Below are 22,351 nucleotides of genomic sequence, written 5' to 3' on the forward strand. Positions count from 1 at the left end.
CGCCGGTCAGGCCTTGCCAGCCACCTTGTCCAGGCAGCGCGCAAAATCGGCCAGCAGGTCGTCGGCTTCTTCCAGGCCCACCGACACGCGGATGAAGCCGTCGGGAATATCCATTTCCTTGCGCTTTTCCGGACCGGCTTCCCAGAAAATCGTGGCGGCGACCGGAATGACCAGCGTGCGCGTATCGCCCAGGCCCGTTGCCTTGATCGGAATGCTCAGGTCGTTCATGAACGCCACGGTCTGGCTCGCGTCGCGCAGCTCGAACGACAGCAGCCATGCGTTGGCGCGAAACAGTTCCTTGGCGCGTGCGTGCTGTGGATGGTCGGGCAGGCCGGGATAGGACACGCGGCCCACGGCGGGATGCGATACCAGGAATTCGGCCAGCGCCTGCGCGGTCTGGCTGCTCTGGCGCACGCGCAGATTCAGCGTTTCCATGCCGATCGACACCTGGTTCGCATGTTCGGAAGACAGCGACCCGCCCATGTCGCGCAGCCCCTTCTTGCGGATCTGCTGAAGGCCTTGCTGGGCGGGCGCGGCGTCGCGATAGGCGTCGGCAATATTGGGATAGCTCGCCCAGTCGAACAGACCGGTGTCGGTCACCGCGCCACCCAGTGCGGCGCCATGGCCCGACAGGGTCTTGGTCAGCGAGTTGATGACCAGCGTGGCGCCCACGCGCTTGGGCTTGAACAGGGCAGGCGACGTGATGGTGTTGTCGACCACGTAGACCAGGCCCTTGTCGCGGCAGATGTCGCCAATGCCTTGCAGATCGACGATCTGGGTACCCGGGTTGGCGATGGTTTCGACAAACACCATGCGGGTCGCCGGCGTGATGGCATCGGCCACGCGCCGGGCATCGGTCAGGTCGTCCATGGTGACCGAGATGCCGAACTGGCGCAGCGTGCCGAACAGACTGTTGGTGTTGCCGAACACGTGCTGGCTGGCAATGATGTGGTCGCCGGCTTTGAGCAGCGTCAGGAAGACCGCGGTGATGGCGGCCATGCCTGTCGAAAAGCAGACGGTGCCGACGCCTTCTTCCAGTTCATTGATCTTGGCCTCGAGCATGGCCGACGTCGGCGTGGCCTGGCGGGCGTAGTTGAACGCGCCCTTCTTGGTGCCCTGGAACATGCCGATCAGGTCTTCGACCTTCTCGAAGCCATATTGGGCGGACATATGGACAGGGGAGCGCAGCGCGCCGAATTCCACGCCGACGCGGCGGTCGCGGTGAACGATGGTGGTGGTGATGCCCTGCTGCTTGTCTTGGTTGTCCATGTCGATGGCGGTCCTTGAATATCGTTCCGCAACGTTAACCCAACTCGGCGAGCCGTTTCGCTGCAATCGCCGCGACGTGGCGCACGTGGGCCTGCGACGCCTCTTGCGCGGCGTCCGGATCGCGGTCTTTCAGGGCCTTGACCAGCTTGGCCATTTCGGCCGCGGCGTCGGCCCGCCGGCCCGCGGAGGAGATGGTCACCGCGCGCAAACGGTTGATGCGGGCGTTGAGCGACTGCACCACGCCCCAGGCCACCGTCATGCCGCTGCCGGCGAACATGGCCTCGTAGAAGTCGGCGGTGCGCGCCATGACTTCGGCAAAGTCGTTGCGGCCGAACGCGGCATGGATGCGGTCATTGAGCTTGCTCAATCCGGCAATCGTGTCGTCGCTGGCCTTCTCGGCGCAAAGGCGCGCCGCGTGGCCTTCCAGCAGGGCGCGGATTTCATAGATCTGCGCGGCCTGGCCGCTGTCCAGCCGGGCCACCACCGGACCCTGATAGGGGATCGACTCGACCAGGCCTTCCGTCTCAAGGTGCCGCAGCACTTCCCGGACGATCGACCGGCTGACGTCCAGTTGGGCGCACAGGGTGCGCTCGACCAGACGTTCGCCGGGCTTGAAGTGATCGTTGAGAATGGCGTCGCGCATTTTCTCCAGCGACAGCTCACGCAAGGTCTTGGCGCTGCGATCGACCTTGAGGGAAGCGGCGTTAGGGACTGACATCGTGGTGGACTTCCTGATTCTTCGATTCGATGTCGAAGTATTCCACGTCTCGCGGCATGGCCAGGAAGGTCCGGAGCGACGCGTTCACCTCGTCCGGATGGGTCAGGGTCATCATGTGGCGGGCGTCGGGCAGGATCTCGACCACCGCGTTCGGCGCCAGCTCACCCATTGCGCGCGACATGGCCGGGCTGGAATTGGCATCGAATTCGCCGGTCAGGAAGAGCGCGGGCATGGCCAGCGTCCGCAGGCGATCGGCATGCACCGCATCGCTGCTGGCGAACAGGCGATAGGTGCGCGCGTACCCGGTCGGGCTGACATGGGTCAGCAAGCCGGACACCAGTTCGGCCGCGGTGCGCAGGTCGGGCGGCACCGGCGTGCCGAACCATCGGGCGATGGTCGGGCCGATGGTGGCCGCAAAGCCGCTCTGCTTCAGTGCGTCGGCGCGGGCCCGCACCGCCGCGCGTTGGTCGGGCGTGCGCTGGAACACCGCGTTCAATGCCGCCACGCGCAAGGTGCGCTCGGGCCGCGTCAATGCGAACTCCAGCGCGATCAATGCGCCCATCGAATGGCCCACGATGTTCGCGGCCTTGACGCCGAGATGGTCCATCAGGTCCGCCAGCTGCGCCGAATAGTCCGCCAGCGTCGCCCCTTCCGACGGCAAGGTGCTGTCCCCATGGCCCAGCATGTCGTAGACGATGACCTCGTGATCGCGCGACAGGTTGTCCACCTGCGGCTGCCACACGGACTTGGCCATGCCCACGCCATGGATCAGGATCACGGGTTCGCCGTGACCGGTCCGGCGCCAGGCGGTCTGCGGCAACGCGCCCGTGACAGGAAGGCGCTCAGGCATGGTTGCTGCCCAGGTCGGCCAGGTCCTGATAGCGGTCGCCAATGCGGTGATGCGGCCGGCCGCCGATCGATGCGCCCAGCGCCACCACGATCTCGTCCGGACCCGGCGCATCGTTGATGGCGAACTGCAGTGTCAGGTAATGGGACCGCATGCCTTCGTCATGCTTGTGCATCATCGGGATCGAGATCGCGCAATTCGGACCGCCGCGCACGTTGGTAAAGCTCAGGTAGCTTTTGGCGCCCACGGCCTTGCGATAGAAGTTGCCGAAGCGCAGCGTGTGGATCAGCGCCGACGCATGTTCGATCTCGCCATGGCTGCCCACCACCGCGGCCTTGCCATAAGCTTCGATCGCATCGCCGCCGCCGGTCAGGCCCAGCAAGGTATTGGTGATCTGTTCGCCCAGGACCGGCGCGACCGCATGGATCTGCGGCTTCAGGTCCTCGACGAAGCCTTGGCCGGCCCAGGGGTTCTGCAACACGGCCGCCACGGCGAACAGGCGCAGCGGCGTGGCGGCTTCCTTGCCGCCTTCAATGAATGTGTCTTCGGTGTAGGTAACGATCTTACGGATTCCGTGGCTCATGGCGTTCCAGTCAGGCAATAGAAAAAGGGCGGTGCAGGGAAGGGACGGTGCGCGCGTGGCGTCATTCCGCGGTGATGTTGGCGGCCTTGACGACGGCCCGGTACTTCTCGACCTCGGCGGCCATGAAGGTACGCAGATCGTCGGCCGACGCGCCCGATGCCGTGATGCCCTGATCGGCCAGGTTCTTGCGGATGGTGGGATCGCGCAGCACGTCCTGCGATGCGGCCTGGACCTTCTGCACGATGTCGCCCGGCGTCTTGACCGGTACGAACAGGCCGAACCACACCCCCAGGTCGAAGCCTTCCAGCCCCGGTTGCTGACCCATGGCCGGAATGCCGGGCGCCAGGTCGGACGGCTTGGCGCTGGTCACGGCCAGCGCCTTCAACTTGCCCGATTTGATGTAGACCTGCGCCGCGCTGAGCGTGGACACGCCCAGGTCGATCTGGCCACCCAGCAGGTCCACCAATGCTGGCGCCGCGCCGCGATAGGGCACATGCGTCATGTCGATCTTGGCGCGCATCTTGAGCAGTTCGCCCGCCACATGCATGGGCGTGCCATTGCCGGCTGAGGCGTAGCTCAGCTTGCCCGGCTCGGCGCGCGCCAGCTGCAACAGTTCGGGCACGGTCTTGGCGGCCAGGCTTGGCTTGCCCAGCAGCACCATCGGACCCGTGCCGATGAACACCGCTGGCGCCAGATCCTTCATGCCGTCATAGCCCACGGAAGGATTGATCAGCTTGTTGATCAGGATTTCCGACCCGGAGCCGAGCAGGATCGTGTAGCCATCCGCCGACGCCCGCACCGCGCGCTGCGTGCCCAGCATGCCGCCCGCGCCCGCCACGTTCTCCACCACGATGGTCTGACCCAGCTTTGCGCTGAGCGCCGGCGCGATGTTGCGCGCAATGATGTCCGAACTGCCGCCCGGCGCGAACGGCACGACCAGCGTGATGGGCTTCTCGGGATAGGCGGCGTGCGCCATCAACGGGGCGGCACTTGCCAGGAATGCGGCCGTGGCGATCATGGCCAGACGGCGCGACGGACGCGCGGGCAAATCGGTGGAGTGGGTCATGGTGTCCTTCTGCGGGGGAGTGACATGAGGCGCCGGCAAAGCCGGCAAACCGATCGCGCACGGGGTCTCTGCACGTGTGCCATCGGGACAGGGTTATCGGTTGGTATGATGGTATACCAACATACCAAGAATTGTCGAGTTGGATGCCGCCGAGGCCCCCAACCAAGGCCGCGGCGGCGCTCCGTGCCTCAGGCGTCGGCCATCACATGCTCGGGAATCAGGACATTTCCTTCGAACAGCCGGCGCGCGGTGCGGATCAGCGCCGCGCGATGAATGACCGGGTGATCGCCGCCCAGCTCGACATTCAGATCGATGGCGATGCTGCCTGACGGATGTTCGATCTCGACCACACCCTGGGGCGCCTGGTCCGGCAAGCCGGACAGACGCTGCGCGATCGTGCCGGGTGTCGCGCAGGCCGCCGCCACGCAGACCGCGCCCGTCACGGCATGTGCCTTGTGGCAGGCATAGGGCACGAAGTAGCGCGACGATATCGTGCCGCCCTTTGCGGGCCGCGCCATCAGCCCGATCTTGGGCACGACCGACTTCGACACGTCGCCCAGGCCCATCAATTCGCCCGCCTGGCGCCGGATCGCTTCCATGCGGGCAAGCAGCGCCACATCGGCATCCAGTTCGTTCGCGCCTTCGTGCCCGGTCTTGCCGACTTGTTCGGCCGGGATCAGCACCATGGGCATGGCGACGTCCACGCAGCTGACTTCCACGCCGTCGATCACATCGATGGGCCGGCCGGTCGGCAGCAGCTTGCCCGTGACGGAACCGATGGCGCTACGAAAGTTGAGGCGGACCGGCGCGGCGGTGCCCGGCACGCCATCGATGGCGGTCGTGCCAGCATAGGTGACGACGCCGTTCGGCGTTTCGACGATGGCGTCGACCTCGGCCTTGGTGTTCACATTGAAGATGCGGACGGTGGTTTCGCCCTGCTGCGCGGGCACCAGGCCCTGCTCGATGGCGAACGGACCGACGGCGCCGAGCATGTTGCCGCAGTTGGGCTTCGTGTCGACATAGCGTTCGTTCACCAGCACCTGTGCGAACAGATAGTCGACATCGATCCCGGGCCGGGTGGACCGGCTGATGATCGCGACCTTGCTGGTGAAGGGCGTTGCGCCGCCTATCCCGTCCACCTGGTATTCATGCGGCGAACCCATCGCGGCAATCAGGATCTCGTCGCGCAACGCAACGTCTTCTGGCAAGTCCTTGGCAAGAAAGAACGGACCGCTCGAGGTGCCCCCTCGCATCATCACGCAGGGAATCTTGGTTTGCATCGTATGTCCTTCGGCGGGGTAAGCGCCGGGTAGGTGGTCCGGAGGGTGGGTCCGGACCGGGTCAATCAAGGTCAGGTCGTTCAGGGCAGGTTGTCCGGGGCAGGTTGTCAAGGCAGGCGCATGCGCTTCACGGCGGTGCGCCATGGCGCGTTCAGTCCACCTGGATACGCGCGTCCGCCACCACACGCCGCCACAGGGCGACTTCCTTGTCGATCTGGTCCATGAAGGCGGCGGGCGTGCCGGGTGAGGTCTCTTCGCCGGTCGTTTTCAGATGGTCCGTGACTTCCTTGCTGCCCAGCGCCGTATTGATGGACTGGTTCAACTGCTTCTGAATGGCCGGGTCCAGGCCTTTCGGCGCGATGATGCCGTACCACACGGTCACCTCGTAATCGGGCAGGCCGGACTCCATCACGGTCGGAATCTGGGGTTCGGCGGCACTGCGTTTGGGCGTCGTCACGGCCAGCACATTCAACCGTTTGTTCTTCATGTAGGGCGACGCCGCGGCGGGCGTGCTGAAGAACACGTCGGTCAGTCCGGCCACCGTGTCGGTCAACGCGGGCGACGTTCCCTTGTAAGGAACGTGAGTCATATCGATGCCGGCACTCTTCAGGAACAGCTCGGTGGCCAGATGCGAGATGCCGCCCTGTCCGGACGATGCGAAGGTCATTCCGCCCGATTTGGTCTTGGCCAGCGCAATCAATTCAGGAATCGTGCGCGCCGGCAGTTTTGGATTGACGGCGACCAGCAACGGCGCGCGGGCAATCATGCCGACCGGCGTGATGTCCTTGATCGGGTCGAACTTGATGGGGTAGAGGCTGGGGTTGGCGGCATAGCTGTTCGAGATCAGCGTCAGCGTGTAGCCGTCGGGTTCCGCGCGGATGCCTTGTTCGACACCCAGCCGTCCGCCCGCCCCCGCACGGTTGTCGATCACAACGGGTTGGCCCAGTGCTTCCGACAGCTGCCGTCCAAGCAGGCGGGCAATGGCGTCGTTGCCCCCGCCAGGCGCAAACGGCACGATCAGTTTGATGGGCTTGGCGGGGTAGGCTTGCGCGTTGGCGGCGCCGTGCCAGGTCAATGGGCTCAGGCCCAAGGCAAGGGTCAGCGCCAGGCCCGCACGAAGGACGTGTCTGCGGCCAGATAAAAAGTCATTGTTGCGGTCTCCAGTAAGTCGGCGCCTGTGTCAGGTCTGTCAGGGGATCATGCAAGGCCAAGGCCATCTCACGCGATATGCAATGGCCGTGCCATAGGGGGCGGCAGCCCGGCGTGACGCCATTGCCAGGTACCCGGCGGATCGACGCCCGAGCACGGCGGGGAGTATGTTTCAATAATGAAACCCACATGAAACAGCCGAACCCTGACATGCCGCAGCCTTTTTCCGACGCCGTTCGCCCGGTCATCATGGCGGCCAGTGCCCACCGGCTGACCGACATCTTCCACACGGTATCGCCGGAATTTGCCGATCGCGCGCGCATCGAGGTCGTCGACAAGGGCTACGACGACGCCGTGTCAGCGATCTCTCGAGGCGCCCAGGACGGGCCATGCGATGTCGTCGTCGCGGCAGGCGCGCATGGCGCCTATCTGCGCCGCCACCTGTCCCAGCCGGTGGCCCTCGTCAAGGTAGGCGGCTTCGACCTTATGGCGGCGCTGAGCAAGGCCCGGTCCATCTCTGACCGGATCGCGGTGGTGATGCACTTGCGCATCTCGCCCGAGCTGACGCGCTTTGCCGGGCTGTTCGATCTGCCGCTGGTGCTGCGTTCCTACGAGACGGCGGACGACGCGCGGCTGTGCCTGGCCGAGCTGACCCGGCTGGGCATCAAGGCGGTGGTGGGTCCGGGCCTGATCGTCAATCTGGCCTACGCCGCCGGGCTGGAAGGCGTGCTGGTGTATTCGCCGGACTCCGTCCGTGCCGCGTTCGACGACGCCATTGCGCTGGCCAGCGCCAAGGTGGCCGAGCGGTCACGGCGCGCCCGGCTGGATTCCGTGCTGCAGCACCTGACCGACGGCGTGGTGGCCGTCGACATGGCAGGCCGCATCCTGACCGTGAATCCCGCCGTTGGAAAACTGACGGGGGCACGGGTCTCGGGCACCCAGGGCCAGCCCGTGCACAGCGTATTGCCGGAACTGAAGCTGGGCCAGGTGCTGACGCGTGGCACCAGCGACATCGGCTCGGTCGAGGACATGGCCGGGCGTTCGCTGGTCGTGGACCGGGTGCCGCTGTTCGATGAGGGCGTGCAGACCGGCGCGATCTTTACCTTGCACGGATCGAGCACACTGGAGCGCGCCGCCAGCAAGCTGCGCGCGCACAGTCACCGCAAGTCACGCGCCGCGCGCTACCGGCTCGATGACGTCGTTGCCGAGTCGCCCGCCATGCGGGACGTCGTGAAGCAATGCGCGGTGTTTGCGGCGCACAGCGACGCAGCGGTGTTGATCAGCGGTGAAAGCGGCACGGGCAAGGAACTGCTGGCGCAGGGCATCCACAACGCCAGCCGGCGTCGCCATCATCCCTTTATCGCAATGAACTGCGGCGCGTTTTCCGAAAGCCTGCTGGAAAGCGAACTGTTCGGTTACGAAGAAGGGGCGTTCACGGGCGCGAGCCGTCACGGCAAGATCGGGCTGTTCGAAGCCGCCAATCAGGGCACCTTGTTCCTGGATGAAATCGGCGAGATGCCGTTGGCGTTGCAGACGCGCCTGCTGCGCGCGCTGCAGGAAAAGGAAATCACGCGGGTCGGCGGCGTCGACGCGGTCGCTGTCGATGTCCGCATCGTTGCCGCCACCCACCGCGACCTGATCGCGATGGTGGCCAACGAATCCTTTCGTGAAGACCTGTTCTACCGGCTGAACATCCTGCACGTGGCGGTGCCGCCGTTGCGCGAACGCCCGGCCGACATCCACGCGCTGGGCACCCGGCTGATCGCCAACGCCCTGGGGCGCGCCGATCGCCCGGATCTGGCCAAGGATGTGCTGCGGCTGGCCTTGCCGGCCATGAAGACCTACCCCTGGCCCGGCAATGTGCGTGAGCTGGAGAACGTGGCCGAGCGCCTGGCCATGGCCTGCCTGTCGGCGGACCGCGCGCCGACCCGTGGCGAGATCAAGGCCATGCTGGCCGGGATGGGGCAGATGACAGGCGTGCGTCTGCCGCCCGGCCAGACCTTGCCTGATGCGCGCCGCACCCGTGACAGCGGCATGGCGCAAGCCATGTTGCGCGCCTGCGCGGGCAACCACGAGGAAGCCGCCCGGCGCCTGGGTATCAGCCGCACGACGCTGTGGCGCAAACTGCGCAGCAGCTGATCGCCCGTGGCGTCCGTTGCGCGCAAGAAGGTCTGCTTAGGCCAGCTTGCTCCATGCCTTGGGCGTTTTCGCCCATTCCTTCAGGAATTCGACGAACAGCTGCACCCGCATTGGCATGTTCTTGCGTGACGAATGGATCGCGTACACGTCCAGGGCCGAGGGCTCGTAGTCGGGCAGCACGACCTTGAGCAGGCCTTGCTCGATCTCTTCGGCGATCATGTAATACGGATGCATGGACACGCCCAGGCCGGCCAGCGCCGCCTCTTTCAAGGCGTCGCCAAAGTCGGAGCGCAACGAGCCGTGCGCACGGACGGACACCGGGCCGTCGGGACCCGTGAAGTTCCAGATGCCGGTAGGAGACTTGTTCCAGTTGACCAGGCAGTTGTGCCCGATCAGGTCTTGCGGTGTGCGGATGCGGCCGTGGCGCTTGAGGTAGGCGGGTGAGGCGACCAGCGCCTGCGGCGCGCCGGCCAGCGGAATCGCAACGTAGCTGGCGTCCTTGAGCACCGGCACGATGATGATGCCGATATCCAGTCCCTGTTCGACAAAGGTTTCCTGCTTGCGCACTGTCAGCAGGCTCAGTGCGATCTGGATGTCGGGGTAGCGGGCGTAGAAGTCGCGTATCACCGGCAGCAGCCGCCGCGTGCCGAAGGACGGTGGTACGCCCACGCGGACGATGCCGGACACGTCGCCCGACAGATTGTTGACGGACTCACGCAGTTCGTCATATTGCTGAAGCAGGGCGCTGCCGTTTTCCACGACTTCCAGGCCGGCGCGGGTCAGACCCAATTGCTTGGTCGTGCGGTTCAGCAGTTTGGCGCCGAAGGATTTTTCCAGCCAGGCAACCTGCTTGGTGCTCGTGGCCCGCGATACGCCAAAGTGCTGCGCGGCCCCCGAAAAGCTGTTGCGTCGCGCCACTTCCAGGAACATGCGCAGGCAGCTCAACTCGTCCACATCGTCTCCTTGTCGGACCCTGTCGGTTTCTTATCTGGAAATTATCAATTTAGCACTGCCGTCTTGTTGGGTCAGGCCCCACGCCGAATAATGGCCGTTCGGCATTGTTTCGGGGAAGGGTGCATTCCGTCCGCGAGCCGTCCTTATAACAGCCACGCTTCCAAGCCGGCGTATCGACCTTTTGCGGAGACACCCATGGTCCCATTCAGCTCACGCGTGCGGCACGCCGCGTCATCCTTGAACGTGCTCAAGATTGCTGGCGCTGTCGTCTTGCTGGCCGGCGCCACGGCGTTCACGCAGCAGGCTCGGGCGCAGGCATTTCCATCTCATCCCATCCGCATGGTGGTCGCGTATGCGCCGGGCGGTGCGACCGATATCGTGGGCCGCATGCTCGCGCAGGAAATGTCGGCCGACCTCGGCCAGACCGTCGTGCTGGAAAATCGCGCGGGGGCGGCACGCTGGTCGGTACCGACTCGGTGCGGCGGTCACCGGCTGACGGCTATACGCTGCTGTTTGGCACCAACGCTTTCGTGATCACGCCGCTGCTGCATGACAAGCCCACGTACGACCCTGTCAAGGATTTCCAGCCGGTGTCGCTGACCACCGTGCAGTCGCTGGGCATTCTGGTCACGCCCAAGCTCAAGCTGCGCACGGTCCAGGACCTGATCGCCTATGCCAGGGCCAATCCGGGCAAGGTCAACTTCGCGTCGTCGGGGAACGGGTCGGCGCAACATCTCGCAGGCGAGGCTTTCCGCACCGCTGCCAGGATCGAGATGGTCCACGTACCGTACAAAGGCACCGGCCCGGCCATGACGGATCTGCTGGCAGGCCGTGTGGACGTCATGTTCAGTTCATTGGTCGGCAATATGGAACACGTGAACGAAGGCCGGCTGAACCTCGTTGCCACCACGGGCGCCAAACGCAATCCCGCCACCCCCAACGTGCCGACCGTGGCTGAAAGCGGACTGCCGGGTTTCGAAGCGGGTACGTGGCAAGCCGTGCTGGCGCCTGCCGGCACGCCCGGACCGGTGGTGGAACGGTTGAACGCGGCGATTGCCAAGGCGGCCAAGTCGCCGCGGATCGTCGAGACCCTGGCCGCGCAAGGCATGGAGGTTCGCACGTCGTCTCCGGACGCCCTGCGCGAGATGCTGAAAAAGGACTCCAGCGAGTACCAGGCGCTGCTCAAGCACACCAAGACGACGCTGCAATAAACGGCAGGCAGCAGGCAAAGCAACGGGCGCTCGACAGGCGCCCGTTTGTCATTCCACCGGTGCTGGCGCACCCTCGTGATTACTTCAGTGCAAAGCCCATGCGGTTGAGCACCTCAACCAGTCGGTCCCGGCCTTTCATTGCTTCCGGACCGCGCACGCGCTGCAGCGAATGCTGGTCCCACTCGCCTTTGGGCTTCATGCCCTGGCTTTGATAGAACTGCGCCATGACGGCGTTGTAGCTGTCAGCCGCGGGTTCCAGCGTCGTTGCGTCGTACTGCTCGCGGAACAGCACGGCGGTCTGCGGCAGACGCGGTTTGACGGCAGCCGGACGCGTGGCGTCGGGATAGCCGATGCACATGCCGAACACACCGAAGGTATTGGAGGGCAGATTCAGTTCGGCGGCGACCTCTTCGGGCCGGTCGCGAATGCCGCCGATGTAGACCACGCCCAGGCCCAGCGATTCCGCCGCGACGGCGGCGTTCTGCGAGGCCAGCGCGGCGTCGATGGTGGCCACCAGGAACATTTCCAGGTGATCCAGGCTGGCGTGCGGCATGCCGCGCCGCAGGCCCAGGCTGCGCAGGCGCGCCAGGTCGGCGATCCAGACCAGGAACAGCGGGCACTCTTCCACGTGCTTCTGGTCGCCGACCAGGTGGGCCAGGCGCTGCTTGCGCGCCGGATCGGTCACGGCGACCACGCTCCAGGCCTGCAGGTTGGAGGACGACGACGCGGATTGCGCGGCCGCGACCAGCAGCTCGAGCGTGCCGTCGGGCACCGGCGCATCGGTGTAGGTGCGCACGGAGCGATGCCCGAGCAGGGTGGCCAGCGTGTCATTGAGATCATCGGCACCCGCCGCGGCCGCACCATAGCGGGCGGCAAGCATCTGGGTCAAGGTGGTCTGCGGGACGGAATTCATGGGCAGTTCGCTATTGGGCAAAAGGGGTTGAGACGTCACTTCTTGATGCGGTCGATGATGCCGGCAAGCTGGCGCCGGTCCTTGACGATGAAGTCGTGCAGGGCTGGCGGGGTCGAGACCCGTACGTCCATGCCTTCGTCCTTGAACCGGTCGGCCAGCCGTCCTGCCTGGCCCACCCGCTGCAGCGCCTGGCTCAGCCTGTCGATGACGGGCTGCGGCGTGCCGGCGGGGGCAAAGATGGCCTGCCAGGAATCGACGGCGTAATCAGGAAGGCCGGCGGCTTCGGACACGGACGGCACATCGGGTGTCGCCGTTGTGCGCGACTGGCCGGTGGTCGCCAACAGAATCATACGCTTGGCGGCGATGTGATCCTTCAGCCCGAGCAGGCCGGTGAACATCATGTCGACGCGTCCGGCGATCAGATCCTGGATGGCGGGACCCGCGCCTTTGTAGGGGACGTGCACGATGTCGATCCTTGTTGCGGCGGCGAAGGCTTCGCCCGCGACATGCTGGGCATTGCCATGTCCCGATGAAGCGAAGTTGAGCTTGCCGGGCCGTGCCTTCGCGTACGCAATCAACTCCTTGACCGAGTGGATGCCGAGCCCTGGCCGCACGATCAGCGCCAGGGACTGCACGGTGACCATGCCCACCGGCGCGAAGTCCTTCACCACGTCATAGGGCGCGGGATCCTTGAGCAGCGAGTTGATCACCATGCCATTGGTGGCAAAGAACAGCGTGTACCCATCGGCGGGCGCGCGCGCGACATATTCGGTGGCGATCAGCGTGCCCGCCCCGGCTTTGTTCTCCACAACGACCGGTTGGCCAAGCTCGCTTTCCAGTTCGCGGGCCAGCACGCGGCCGACGATGTCGGTCCCGCCGCCGGGCGCGTAGCCGATCACCAGCGTGATGGGCCGGGTAGGAAAGGATGGGCTTCTTGATGGCGCGGAAGGCGCAGTCTGCGCCTGCGCGAGCGGCAGGCCCGCCACAGCCGCCCAGGCAGCAGCGGCAGCCGTGCAGGTGACGGCGCGCAGGCGCGGCGGCGATACAGGGCGAAGCGTTCAGGGATCATGCAAGTCTCCTTGTAGGCCCGCATGCCGGTGTATCCCGGCTGCGCGGGGAGGGCGGATCAGGGCGACCGCGGGCACCGCCGCGCCGCCCCGGCATCACGTGCGGGGCGCATCACGCAGCGAAGCGGCGCTCCGACACTTTTTCAACGAACTTCCACACGCCGCCTTTCGTGCAGACCAGGCGTTCGCGATGAAACGAGATCGACAGCGGCCCGCCCAGCGGCGCGGCGCCGGACAGCGGCGCGTCTGCATCATGCCGGTACACCAGCGTCATGAACTGCGCCTGTGCGTGGCCCGGATCGATGACATCGACAACCAGGTTCTGCACCAGGTGCGCGGTGCGACGGCCGGCGGGGCGCTGGGCCAGGGCCGCCTGGACTGCCGCCGGACCGCGCAGCGCTTGCCCCTGGCGATGCCATACGCCATCGTCCGCCATGGCCGCGCTGACTGCATCCATGTCGGACGCGTCAAGCGCGGCATAGAAGCGGTGAATGGCTTGCTGGCAGCCGATCACCGCTTGCAGTTCACCAAGCCCGGCGGGCTGCGGTTCACCACGACTGTCGGATCGTTCCATGGCTGTCTCATTCCCCCTGTATGAATCGATTGCTCAAGGTGCCCAACCCGCTGATCGTCACGTCCACCACGTCGCCGGCGTTCAGGTCGGGCGACGATCCATCGGTGCCCATCCAGATCACATCCCCCGGCCACAGCGTCAGGTACTGGCTCATCGCGCACAGAAAGTGGGTGACGCCGAACAACATGTCGTTGGTTGCGAATGTGGTGCTGGCCTGGCCATTCACGCTGACCGTGGTGGTGGCGTGCGACGGGTCGAAATCGGTGTCGATCCACGGTCCCATCGGCTTGAAGGTGTCCGTGTTCTTTGCCCGCCAGAGCGTGCGGTCGGACCGCTGCCACACCCGCTCGCTGACGTCGTTGCCGATGGTGTAGCCCAGCACGCACTCCAGCGCGTTGTCCGGCGTCAGGCGCTTTGCCTGCTTGCCGATCACCACGACCAGTTCGCCTTCGTATTGCATCTTCTGCGCATCGGGCGGAATGACGACGGCAGCGCCATGCGCGATCAGTGCGTTGTTGGCGCGGTAGCCGATATCGGCCTGCTTGGGCAGATTGGGTTCGACGCCGCGTTTGGCGGCGGCTTCGATGGCGTGCGCGGCGTAGTTCAGTCCGGCGCAATAAAACGTGCGGGGAATGACCGGGACCTCGATCGTGACATCGGCCATCGCGTGCCAGTCGTCCTGCACCGTATAGCCGTGGAACGGATCGCCCGATACGCGGCGCACGCGGTCGCCTTCGACGATGCCGTAATGCGTCGCGCCGGCCGTGGTGTATCTCATCCAGCGCATGCGCTGCTCCTTGTCGTGAATAGGGATGCCGCCGGGGATGCCACGGGCGATGCCACCCGAGACGCCGCGCCGGCGGGCGGTGCCAGAAGGTCTGGGCCGATGGCGTCGATGCGCGGGGTGCCGCACAGTTTCATGGCGCGCACCAGTTCGCTGGTCAGGATCTGCAGCGCGCGTTCGGCGCCCGCATCCCCCGCGGCCACGGCGCCCCACAGGGTGGCGCGGCCGACCAGCACGGCCTGCGCCCCCAGCGCGCGCGCCTTGACGATGTCCACGCCGCGCCGCACGCCGCCGTCGATCAGCACGGGCACCCGTCCGGCCACGGCGGCCGCCACTTCAGGCAGGGCATCGAGCGTGGCGCTGGCGCCGTCCAGTTGCCGGCCGCCATGGTTCGACACCACGATGGCGTCGCATCCCATGCGCACCAGCCGATCCGCATCGTCGCCCCGCAGTACGCCCTTCACGATCAGCTTGCGCGGCCACAGGGCGCGGATTTCGGCAAGCCGGTCCCAGTCGAAAGAGGGGTCGTAATTGCGGCCGACTGCCGCCGCCACGCCGGCCACGCTGGACACGTCGCGCTGCAGGCCGATCAGGTTTTCATTGACCGGAAAGCCGTGCCGCAACACGGCCAGCGCCCAGCCCGGGTGCCGCGCGACGTCGCCGATGCTTTTCGGCCCGAGACGGAACGGCGTGCGAAAGCCGTTGCGAAGATCCCGTTCGCGATTGCCGCCAACGGCCAGATCGACCGTGATCACCAAGGCTTCGTACTCGGCCACCCGCGCGCGCTCGATCAGCTTAAGCAGGAATTCGCGGTTCTTCAGCACATACGCCTGGAACCAGAGCCGGCCGGGCGCCTCGCGTGCGATGCGTTCGATGGAAGCCGTGGCGCTGGTCGACAAGGTGTAGGGAATGCCGATGCGCGCCGCCGCCTTGGCGATCGCGACATCACCGCCCAGACGGCCATAGCCCACGCCGCCGGTGGGTGCGATAGCCATCGGGTAACCCGCCGGCGCACCCAGCACGTCGCAGGCTGTCGAGATGTTGCTGACGTCAACCAATACCTTGGGGCGCAGCCGCACGCGTTCAAAGGCAAGGCGGTTGTCGTCCAGCGTCGATTCGCTTTCGGCGCCACCGTCGAAGAAGTCGAAGACCAGGCGGGGCAGGCGGCGTCGCGCCATCTGCCGCAGGTCTTCGATGGAGCTGGCGCGGGCCAGCCGGGTGTCGGAAGAGGCGAACATGGCGGGGCTCAGGCCCGGCTGCCTGCGCGCGGCTCGCCGCGCGCGCCGGCCAGTGTCCGCACCGAGGGCGGCAGGAAGTCCGGATCGAAGATACGGTCCGCCATGACCTGGCAGCGTTTGATCAGCCGGTGTTCATGCGGCAGGTAGTCCGGCCACGCGGTGTGCAGGGTGCCCAGATGGTCCCACATCAGCACGTCGCCTTCCGTCCATTGATGCGTGTATTGGTACTTTTCCTGCAACTGATGCGTCGTCAGCATGTCCAGCATGGCGTTGCTTTCGGCTTCCGGCAATTCATTGATCCGGATCGCGTAGCCCGGATTGCAGTACAGCACCTTGCGCCCCGTGATCGGATGCGTCAGGAACAGGGGGTGGACCGACGGCGGGCGCTTGGCGCGCTGTTCCGGCGTCAGCGGGGGTCGTTCGCTGCCGGGCCGCGACCGCATGTTTTCCCAGAACTTGTTGAAGTCGTGCAGCACCGTTGCGTCGCGCAACCGTTCGCGGAGATCGGCAGGCAGGTCGTCGTACGCCGCGTGCATATTGGCAAAGCTGGTGGCGCCCAGCGCCTTGCCGTCGCGGCGCGGCACCTTGATCGCATACAGCACGTTCACGAAGCCGACCGTCGCGTTGTAGGACATGTCGGTGTGCCAGTCCTGGCCCGCGTCGGCCAGCCCTATCGGCTTTCCGTTCTCGACGATGTTGGACAGGATGCTGACTTCCGGAAAGCCCGGTTCGTTGACGGGGGACAGCGTGGTCTGCAGCCCGCCAAAATGCGCCGAAAACGCCTTGAGCGCCGCCGCGTCAATGGTCTGCGCGGGAAAGCGCAACACCCCATGCTGACCGAGGGCGGCAAGAATGCCGGCGAAGGCGTCGGGTGACAACGCGCGCGACAGATCCAGCCCCGCGATGGTGGCGCCGAGGATCTGGCCCGAGGGCTCGATGACCATGGTGCGTGCTCCTTGCTTGAACATGCGCCCATGGTAGGCGTCGGCAAGACGCTTGATAACTACACAGCCGCAAACTTGTTGTTTCGCAAAAGGAAACCAGGATGCGGTGGCGGGCTTAACGCGCCGCGGGGGCCAGTGCCCCGTCCTGCTTCCTGACCAGGTCTGTCAGGCTGCTGGCGGGCATCGCGCGCGAGAACAGGAAACCCTGCAGTTCGTCGCAGCCCGCGTCCACCAGCGCCGTCATCTGGTGTGCATTCTCGACCCCTCAGCCGTGACGGTGATGCCCATGGCGCGGCCCAGCGCCACGACCGAGCCCACGATGGCGGCCGAGTTCGCGTCCGAGCACAGATTCTGCGTGAACGACCGATCGATCTTGATCTTGTCGACCTCGAAGCGGCGCAGGTAACTGAGACTGGAGTGCCCGGTGCCAAAGTCATCGAGCGCCACTTTGAAACCGGCGCGGCGCAGGCGTGCCAGCGCCATGTTCGACACCGGGTCTTCGCCGACCAGGACGCCTTCGGTCACCTCCAGTTCGATCTGCGAAGGGTTGCAGTGTTCGGCTTCGACGATCTCGATCGCGCGCATCGCGAAGTCGGCCGATCGCAATTGCACGGGCGACAAATTGACGGCCATGAACCATTGCGGCCATTGCCGCGCGGTGCGGCACGCCTGTCGCAGGATCCACTCACCCAGCGGCATGATCAGTCCTGTCTCTTCGGCGACTGGAATGAACTCGTCGGGCGTGATCGTGCCGCGCACTGGATGGGTCCACCGCACGAGGGCTTCGAGTCCCACGACCGCGCCGCGCCCATCGACCTGCGGCTGGTAATGGACGTCCAGGCCGCGGGCATCCAGCAACGCCACGCGCAGATCATCGGCAATCACCTGCCGCCGCTTGACCGTTTCGTCCATGGCGGGCTCGAACCGCCGGTAGCGGTCGCGGCCCTCGCGCTTGGCCGCGTACATGGCGATATCGGCGCGGCGCACCAGGTCGACCCGGTCCTGTCCGTCGTCGGGCGCGATGGCGATGCCGATGCTGGTCGACCCGAAGATCTCGTTGCCGAGCAGATAAAAAGGCTTGCGGATGGCGTCGACGATGGCGCGGGCCAGCGCTTCGATATCGGTGCGCTCGGTCATGCGGGGACGGATCAGCACGAACTCGTCGCCTCCCAGGCGCGCCACGGTATCTTCGGGCCGCGCCAAGGCCGACAGCCGCGCGGCTGCCTGCTTCAGCCAGGCATCGCCGGCGTGGTGCCCCAGCGTGTCATTGACCTGCTTGAAGCGATCCAGGTCGAGCAGCAACAGCCCGACCCTTTCGCCGGGACGCGTCGCGGCCAGGGATTCGGCCAGACGCTGATCAAACAGCGCCCGGTTGGGCAGGCCGGTCAGCACGTCATGAAATGCCAGGTGCTGCGCCTGGGCTTCGCTCGCGCGCAATTCGATCACCGACTGCGACAGGCGGACCGCGGATTTCCAGAGACGCCGCGCAAGCAGCCCCATCGCAAGGACGATGACTGCCAGCACGACCAGCAGCAATGGCAGGATGGCCGCCCGCATGCGTGTGCCTGGCAGGTCCGGACGCCAGATCAGATGGCCGATCGAGCCCCCGACGCCTGGCGCACCGGCATGCTGTGCTCGGCATCGCTGGCGTCGTCGGTGGCCGAAAACCTGAGATCGCTCAGTATGCTGTCGCGCGCCAGGTCGGCCAGATAGCCGTCATCGAGCATTTTCAGATTCACCAGCAGGTACGTGGGCTGCGTGAGGCGTTCCGCACCTGCCGGACCCGCGTGGCCGGGCGAATCGGCATCACTGATCCGGGCCACCGCGATCGCCGCGGGCCGCGCGCCGATCTTCAGCAGGCTGACATTTTGCTCGCCCGACGCCGCGACGTCGGCAAGCAGGGTGCGCAGGTAGGGCCGCAGGCTGTCATAGCGGCGGCCCTCGACCCGGATGCCGTCGATCGCCGCATACAGTGCGTTGCCTGATTCGTTGACGATGAACACCCGATCGTGGCGAAACATGGCGTGCAGCCACCCGCCGACGTTTTCGTCCAGCCATGCCGCATCGACCGGGGGCGACGCCAGCGCCCGCGCCAGTGGCTGCCATAGCGCGACACTGCGCTGCTGCGCGCCCAGATCGCGCAGGCTGCCGGCAATGGCCACCTGGATGATGGCGCGTTCTTCGTTGATGGAATCGGTGTCGCTATGGCGCGTCGTGGACAGGACGACCAGGGTCAACGCAGCAGTGATGGAGAGCAGCAGGCCTGTCAACGGGAGCAGCACATGCAACACGAACCGGCGGCGGAAATCCGGTGACATACCGACCATACGATTCACCGGGCCGCTTCCTGCAAGAAGCCCGGCGCACCGCGCGCCCCAACGCGCGCGGTGCAATGACGCCAGACAAACACGATCACGACACTCCTCTCTTCTGTCCGCATCCGGTGGCGTCTGCCGGACACGGGCAAGCCCCTCGCTGGGGTGCCCGGCAATGATCGCCGGATACCGTCCCAGAAAGGTCCCACTGTTGCGACTAATGCCGCCTTCAGGGCAAAAGAGTGTGGCGCGCGCGCGACCCTGCCCGGCGCAGCGGGCAAGGGTTGCTCATCCGTACAGGAGCAGTCGGCGTACAGCGTCGGCGGGCGCCCTGACGCCGGAAGACTACTTCAGGCCGAACATGGCCCGGATGTCTTCGCCGGCGTTGTTTTCGCCGCTGTCATAGCGGTCACCGGCTGCCGCGCAACGCGCCGCCACCATCAGCGCAAAGGTGATGTGCGCTTCGTTGATGCGCATGCCTTCTCGCAGCAGGCCGGCTTCACGGGCCCAGCGTTCGACGTCTTCGCGGTCGTAGCTTTGCGACGTGGTGTTGGGCGCCAGGTCGATCACTTCGATATCGACGCTCTCGACACCCGGGTCGAAATAGACGGACCCGTCGGGGGTGGCCAGCATCCAGGGCGGCGCGCCGCAGGCCACCGAACGGAAGGGATTGACGCCAATGACGGTTCCGACATGGCGCACGCCGCCCACCGTCGCAATGACATCCTTGTCCACCAGTTGTTTCCAGTCTCCGTATCTTACTTTCGGCATCTTGATTCCCTAGTACCGCGCTGTGTGATGACCAGTGTCGCGTCGCGGCTCGCAACCCGGACTTGTTATCCGCGAAGCCATTGTGCTGCGGCGTTTGGCCTGCGCCCATCAGCCGTTGGTGAGACGGAGGCGGTGGTGATGGTCTAGTCCTGCGCCTGCACAGAAAGATGTAGAGCTGAGGCGTTTAGGGGAAGGGAGCGAGACCTGGCAGGACGTCCACGCCCGACGGGCTAGACTGTCAGGTGACCCCGCCCCTGGCAGCCGGGTCGAGTGGCCCACCTGCATGAGACAACCATGACCTCGCCGACCCCGCGTGCCATGTCCCACGCCTTGAACCTGAACCACCTGCCGCTCAATCACCTGCGCAGCTTCCTGGTGATCGGGCGTTACCAGAGCCTGATGCGCGCGGCGGAAGACATGCACCTGACCGCGTCGGCGCTCAGTCACCAGTTGAGCGCGCTTGAAGAACGGCTTGGCGCCAAGCTGTTCCTGCGGCACGGCCGCGGCCTGGCATTCACGGACGTCGGGCGGCGCCTGCATGCGCGGGTCGAGACCTGTCTGGCCGAACTGGACGACGCGCTGCAGGAAGCGGCCCGGCCCGCGCCCGAACGCGACCTGGTCGTCAGTGCGCTGCATACCTTCGCGACCCGATGGCTGCTGCCGCGCTTCACGCGCTTTCCGGCGCAGGTGGCCAATACCGAGATCCGCATCTCGCGTATCGACACCCATTTCGATCATGACAATGTGGACTGCGCGGTGTTCTATGGCGATGGCTGCTGGCCGGGCCTGACCGCCGAGTTCCTGCAGGATGAATACCTGATGCTGGTGTGCGATCCGTCGGTGCGCGCCCGTCATGCGCTCGACCGCTACACCGATGTGTTGCACCACGATCTGCTGGCCGCCAAGGCGCGTCCCGAAGATTGGACCCTGTGGTGCGCCGCGGCCGGCATCACGCGGGACCCGGCGCAACGGCAGCTGACCCTGGAAAGCCGCAACCTGGTGATCGAGGCGGCAGAGTCCGGCCTGGGCCTGGCGGTGGTGGATCCGCGCATGGTGGCCAAGGAACTGGCGACCGGCCGGCTCGTTTCGCCGTGGGACTTGCGGGTCAAGGGGCCGGGCGCCTATTACCTGGTCTATCCCGACGATCGCCCGCTCAGCAGCAAGGCAATGGCTTTCCGGGCCTGGCTGATCGATGAATTCCGCAACGATGTCGATGCGCTGCACAACACGGTCGATGCGTCCCGCAACGATTCGCGCGCGCCGGCATGAAAATCCGTCAACTCTGAACTTAGGAAGTTTCGTTTGTGCGGTGGGGTCGCGCTGCCTAGCATGAGGTCCTGTTTTCCACCCGCCGGGTGGTCTGAAAAGGATCTTGCATGGCCTACTTGCGCAACGCTTGGTATGTCGCGGCCTGGGGACACGAAGTCACCCGCACGCTGCGGCCCCGCACCCTTCTGGACGAGCCGGTGGTGCTCTACCGCCAGCTTGACGGCACGCCGGCCGCCATTGCCGACCGCTGCCCGCACCGCTTCGCGCCGCTGCATCTGGGCCGCCTTGTGGGTGATGCCGTCGAATGCGGCTATCACGGCCTGAAGTTCGACTGCTCCGGCGCCTGTGTCGAAAACCCCCATGGCGACCAGCGCATCCCGACGGCAGCCCGCGTGCGCGCCTATCCCCTGGTCGAGCAGGATGGACTGGTGTGGATCTGGATGGGCGACCCGGCCCGCGCGGATGCCGCCCAGGTGCCTGCCTATCGCTACCTGACCGACCCGTCCTTCAAGACCATCGGCAACGTGATGCTGCAACAGGCCAACTACCAGCTGGTCGTCGACAATCTGATGGACCTGACGCACGTGAACTTCCTGCATGCGCCGTACCAAAAGACGGATGAGCTGCTGGTGGCGCCCCACGAGGTGACGCAGACCGGCCGCACCCTGGACAGCCGGCGCGCCATCCCGTCCACGCGCGCGCCGCAATCGTTCACGCCTTTCCTGGCGGACCCGGACGCGCCGGTGGCCTACTGGCTGGACATGCGCTGGCAGGCACCGGGTGCGTGCCAGCTCGAAGTAGGCGTCACGCCAGTCGGCCAGCCGCGCAGCGCGGGCATCCTGCGCCGGGGCACGCATATCGTCACCCCCGAAACGGACACCACCACGCACTATTTCTACGCCAGTTCCCGCAACTATCTGCTGGACGATCCCAAGGCCGACCAGGAAACGACCAATTGGCAGCAGGTGGGTTTTCATGAGCAGGACAAGCCCATGCTGGAAGCCGTGCAGCAGCGCATGGGCACCACCGACCTGGATGCGTTGCGGCCGGTGCTGCTGTCGTCGGACCTGGCGGCGATCCGGGTGCGACGCAGACTGAAGGAATTGATGGCGGAAGAAGCAAGCGGCAATGCCGGCCGCATCCCGAATGACAGTGTACTGACGATGGACGCGTGACAACGGTGGATGCGGCGCGGAGAGCCCGGGTCGCATCGCCATACCCCCACCTTGCTTCGAACGACTGCGGACGCCAAGAAAGGCC

At 65.9% G+C, this 22,351-nt stretch carries 23 protein-coding genes; 5 read left to right on the top strand and 18 right to left on the bottom strand.

What is annotated here, in order from left to right; translation table 11 throughout:
* Positions 1-6 precede the first annotated feature (6 nt).
* From ACNANG_RS14245 to ACNANG_RS14275, 7 genes are all read right to left on the bottom strand, one after another.
* Complete coding sequence (locus tag ACNANG_RS14245; RefSeq protein WP_420223516.1) at positions 7-1,269, bottom strand: cystathionine gamma-synthase family protein; 1,263 nt, start codon at positions 1,267-1,269, stop codon at positions 7-9.
* A 34-nt stretch (positions 1,270-1,303) separates the two neighbouring features.
* On the bottom strand, positions 1,304-1,987 hold the full coding sequence (locus ACNANG_RS14250) for a GntR family transcriptional regulator (protein WP_420223517.1): 684 nt from the start codon (positions 1,985-1,987) through the stop codon (positions 1,304-1,306).
* Positions 1,974-2,837 carry an alpha/beta fold hydrolase gene (locus tag ACNANG_RS14255; protein ID WP_420223518.1) on the bottom strand — a complete coding sequence of 288 codons (864 nt, stop codon included), beginning with the start codon at positions 2,835-2,837 and terminating at the stop codon, positions 1,974-1,976. The genes ACNANG_RS14250 and ACNANG_RS14255 overlap by 14 nt, the downstream gene beginning before the upstream one ends.
* The gene (locus ACNANG_RS14260) at positions 2,830-3,417 is read right to left on the bottom strand and encodes an amino acid synthesis family protein (RefSeq protein ID WP_420223519.1); all 588 of its coding nucleotides are present in this window, start codon (positions 3,415-3,417) and stop codon (positions 2,830-2,832) included. The genes ACNANG_RS14255 and ACNANG_RS14260 overlap by 8 nt, the downstream gene beginning before the upstream one ends.
* A 61-nt stretch (positions 3,418-3,478) precedes the next feature.
* A complete protein-coding gene (locus ACNANG_RS14265; RefSeq protein WP_420223520.1) occupies positions 3,479-4,483 on the bottom strand; it encodes a Bug family tripartite tricarboxylate transporter substrate binding protein in 1,005 nt (334 codons plus the stop codon).
* 188 nt (positions 4,484-4,671) lie between these two features.
* Positions 4,672-5,763: a 4-oxalomesaconate tautomerase gene (locus ACNANG_RS14270; RefSeq protein WP_420223521.1), complete on the bottom strand. Its 1,092-nt coding sequence runs from the start codon at positions 5,761-5,763 to the stop codon at positions 4,672-4,674.
* 151 nt (positions 5,764-5,914) lie between these two features.
* On the bottom strand, positions 5,915-6,853 hold the full coding sequence (locus ACNANG_RS14275) for a tripartite tricarboxylate transporter substrate binding protein (protein ID WP_420223522.1): 939 nt from the start codon (positions 6,851-6,853) through the stop codon (positions 5,915-5,917).
* Positions 6,854-7,101: 248 nt separating this feature from the next.
* On the opposite strand from ACNANG_RS14275, the gene prpR reads away from it, so the two are divergent.
* Positions 7,102-9,051 carry a propionate catabolism operon regulatory protein PrpR gene (gene prpR, locus ACNANG_RS14280; protein ID WP_420223523.1) on the top strand — a complete coding sequence of 650 codons (1,950 nt, stop codon included), beginning with the start codon at positions 7,102-7,104 and terminating at the stop codon, positions 9,049-9,051.
* A gap of 36 nt (positions 9,052-9,087) precedes the next feature.
* Here the strand turns inward: prpR and ACNANG_RS14285 are convergent, their stop codons facing one another.
* Positions 9,088-10,005 carry a LysR family transcriptional regulator gene (locus tag ACNANG_RS14285; RefSeq protein WP_420223524.1) on the bottom strand — a complete coding sequence of 306 codons (918 nt, stop codon included), beginning with the start codon at positions 10,003-10,005 and terminating at the stop codon, positions 9,088-9,090.
* Between the two features lie 195 nt (positions 10,006-10,200).
* Between ACNANG_RS14285 and ACNANG_RS14290 the strand changes: the two genes are divergently transcribed.
* Together ACNANG_RS14290 and ACNANG_RS14295 are read left to right on the top strand one after the other, a co-directional pair.
* Positions 10,201-10,539, top strand: coding sequence for a hypothetical protein (locus tag ACNANG_RS14290; protein WP_420223525.1), 339 nt, complete (start codon positions 10,201-10,203; stop codon positions 10,537-10,539).
* Positions 10,482-11,216, top strand: coding sequence for a tripartite tricarboxylate transporter substrate-binding protein (locus ACNANG_RS14295; RefSeq protein ID WP_420223526.1), 735 nt, complete (start codon positions 10,482-10,484; stop codon positions 11,214-11,216). Before ACNANG_RS14290 ends, ACNANG_RS14295 begins: the two co-directional genes overlap by 58 nt.
* 79 nt (positions 11,217-11,295) lie before the next feature.
* Here ACNANG_RS14295 and ACNANG_RS14300 read toward each other — a convergent pair whose 3' ends face one another.
* The 10 genes from ACNANG_RS14300 to ACNANG_RS14345 form a co-directional block, all read right to left on the bottom strand.
* Positions 11,296-12,129, bottom strand: coding sequence for an NADPH-dependent oxidoreductase (locus ACNANG_RS14300; protein WP_420223527.1), 834 nt, complete (start codon positions 12,127-12,129; stop codon positions 11,296-11,298).
* Between the two features lie 35 nt (positions 12,130-12,164).
* Positions 12,165-13,115 carry a Bug family tripartite tricarboxylate transporter substrate binding protein gene (locus tag ACNANG_RS14305; RefSeq protein ID WP_420223528.1) on the bottom strand — a complete coding sequence of 317 codons (951 nt, stop codon included), beginning with the start codon at positions 13,113-13,115 and terminating at the stop codon, positions 12,165-12,167.
* A 193-nt stretch (positions 13,116-13,308) separates the two neighbouring features.
* Positions 13,309-13,770 (bottom strand): nuclear transport factor 2 family protein, encoded by a 462-nt coding sequence (locus ACNANG_RS14310; protein WP_420223529.1) that lies wholly within the window; start codon positions 13,768-13,770, stop codon positions 13,309-13,311.
* Positions 13,771-13,777: 7 nt separating this feature from the next.
* Positions 13,778-14,557, bottom strand: a complete 780-nt coding sequence (locus tag ACNANG_RS14315) for a fumarylacetoacetate hydrolase family protein (RefSeq protein ID WP_420223530.1) — start codon at positions 14,555-14,557, stop codon at positions 13,778-13,780.
* The gene (locus ACNANG_RS14320) at positions 14,545-15,792 is read right to left on the bottom strand and encodes an alpha-hydroxy acid oxidase (RefSeq protein ID WP_420223531.1); all 1,248 of its coding nucleotides are present in this window, start codon (positions 15,790-15,792) and stop codon (positions 14,545-14,547) included. Before ACNANG_RS14320 ends, ACNANG_RS14315 begins: the two co-directional genes overlap by 13 nt.
* Positions 15,793-15,800: 8 nt before the next feature.
* Positions 15,801-16,736 carry a TauD/TfdA dioxygenase family protein gene (locus ACNANG_RS14325; RefSeq protein WP_420223532.1) on the bottom strand — a complete coding sequence of 312 codons (936 nt, stop codon included), beginning with the start codon at positions 16,734-16,736 and terminating at the stop codon, positions 15,801-15,803.
* A 115-nt stretch (positions 16,737-16,851) separates the two neighbouring features.
* A complete protein-coding gene (locus tag ACNANG_RS14330) occupies positions 16,852-16,980 on the bottom strand; it encodes a hypothetical protein (protein ID WP_420223533.1) in 129 nt (42 codons plus the stop codon).
* Positions 16,977-18,293 carry a putative bifunctional diguanylate cyclase/phosphodiesterase gene (locus ACNANG_RS14335; protein ID WP_420223534.1) on the bottom strand — a complete coding sequence of 439 codons (1,317 nt, stop codon included), beginning with the start codon at positions 18,291-18,293 and terminating at the stop codon, positions 16,977-16,979. The genes ACNANG_RS14330 and ACNANG_RS14335 overlap by 4 nt, the downstream gene beginning before the upstream one ends.
* Positions 18,294-18,322: 29 nt before the next feature.
* The gene (locus ACNANG_RS14340) at positions 18,323-19,063 is read right to left on the bottom strand and encodes a CHASE4 domain-containing protein (RefSeq protein WP_420223535.1); all 741 of its coding nucleotides are present in this window, start codon (positions 19,061-19,063) and stop codon (positions 18,323-18,325) included.
* Between the two features lie 333 nt (positions 19,064-19,396).
* A complete protein-coding gene (locus tag ACNANG_RS14345) occupies positions 19,397-19,822 on the bottom strand; it encodes a hypothetical protein (RefSeq protein WP_420223536.1) in 426 nt (141 codons plus the stop codon).
* A gap of 294 nt (positions 19,823-20,116) precedes the next feature.
* Between ACNANG_RS14345 and ACNANG_RS14350 the strand changes: the two genes are divergently transcribed.
* Complete coding sequence (locus ACNANG_RS14350; RefSeq protein ID WP_420223537.1) at positions 20,117-21,091, top strand: LysR substrate-binding domain-containing protein; 975 nt, start codon at positions 20,117-20,119, stop codon at positions 21,089-21,091.
* A 107-nt stretch (positions 21,092-21,198) separates the two neighbouring features.
* Positions 21,199-22,266, top strand: coding sequence for a Rieske 2Fe-2S domain-containing protein (locus ACNANG_RS14355; RefSeq protein WP_420223538.1), 1,068 nt, complete (start codon positions 21,199-21,201; stop codon positions 22,264-22,266).
* The last annotated feature ends 85 nt before the right edge of the window (positions 22,267-22,351 follow it).

This window comes from Pigmentiphaga litoralis, assembly GCF_048632615.1.
Classification (GTDB): Bacteria; Pseudomonadota; Gammaproteobacteria; order Burkholderiales; family Burkholderiaceae_B; genus Pigmentiphaga; species Pigmentiphaga litoralis_B.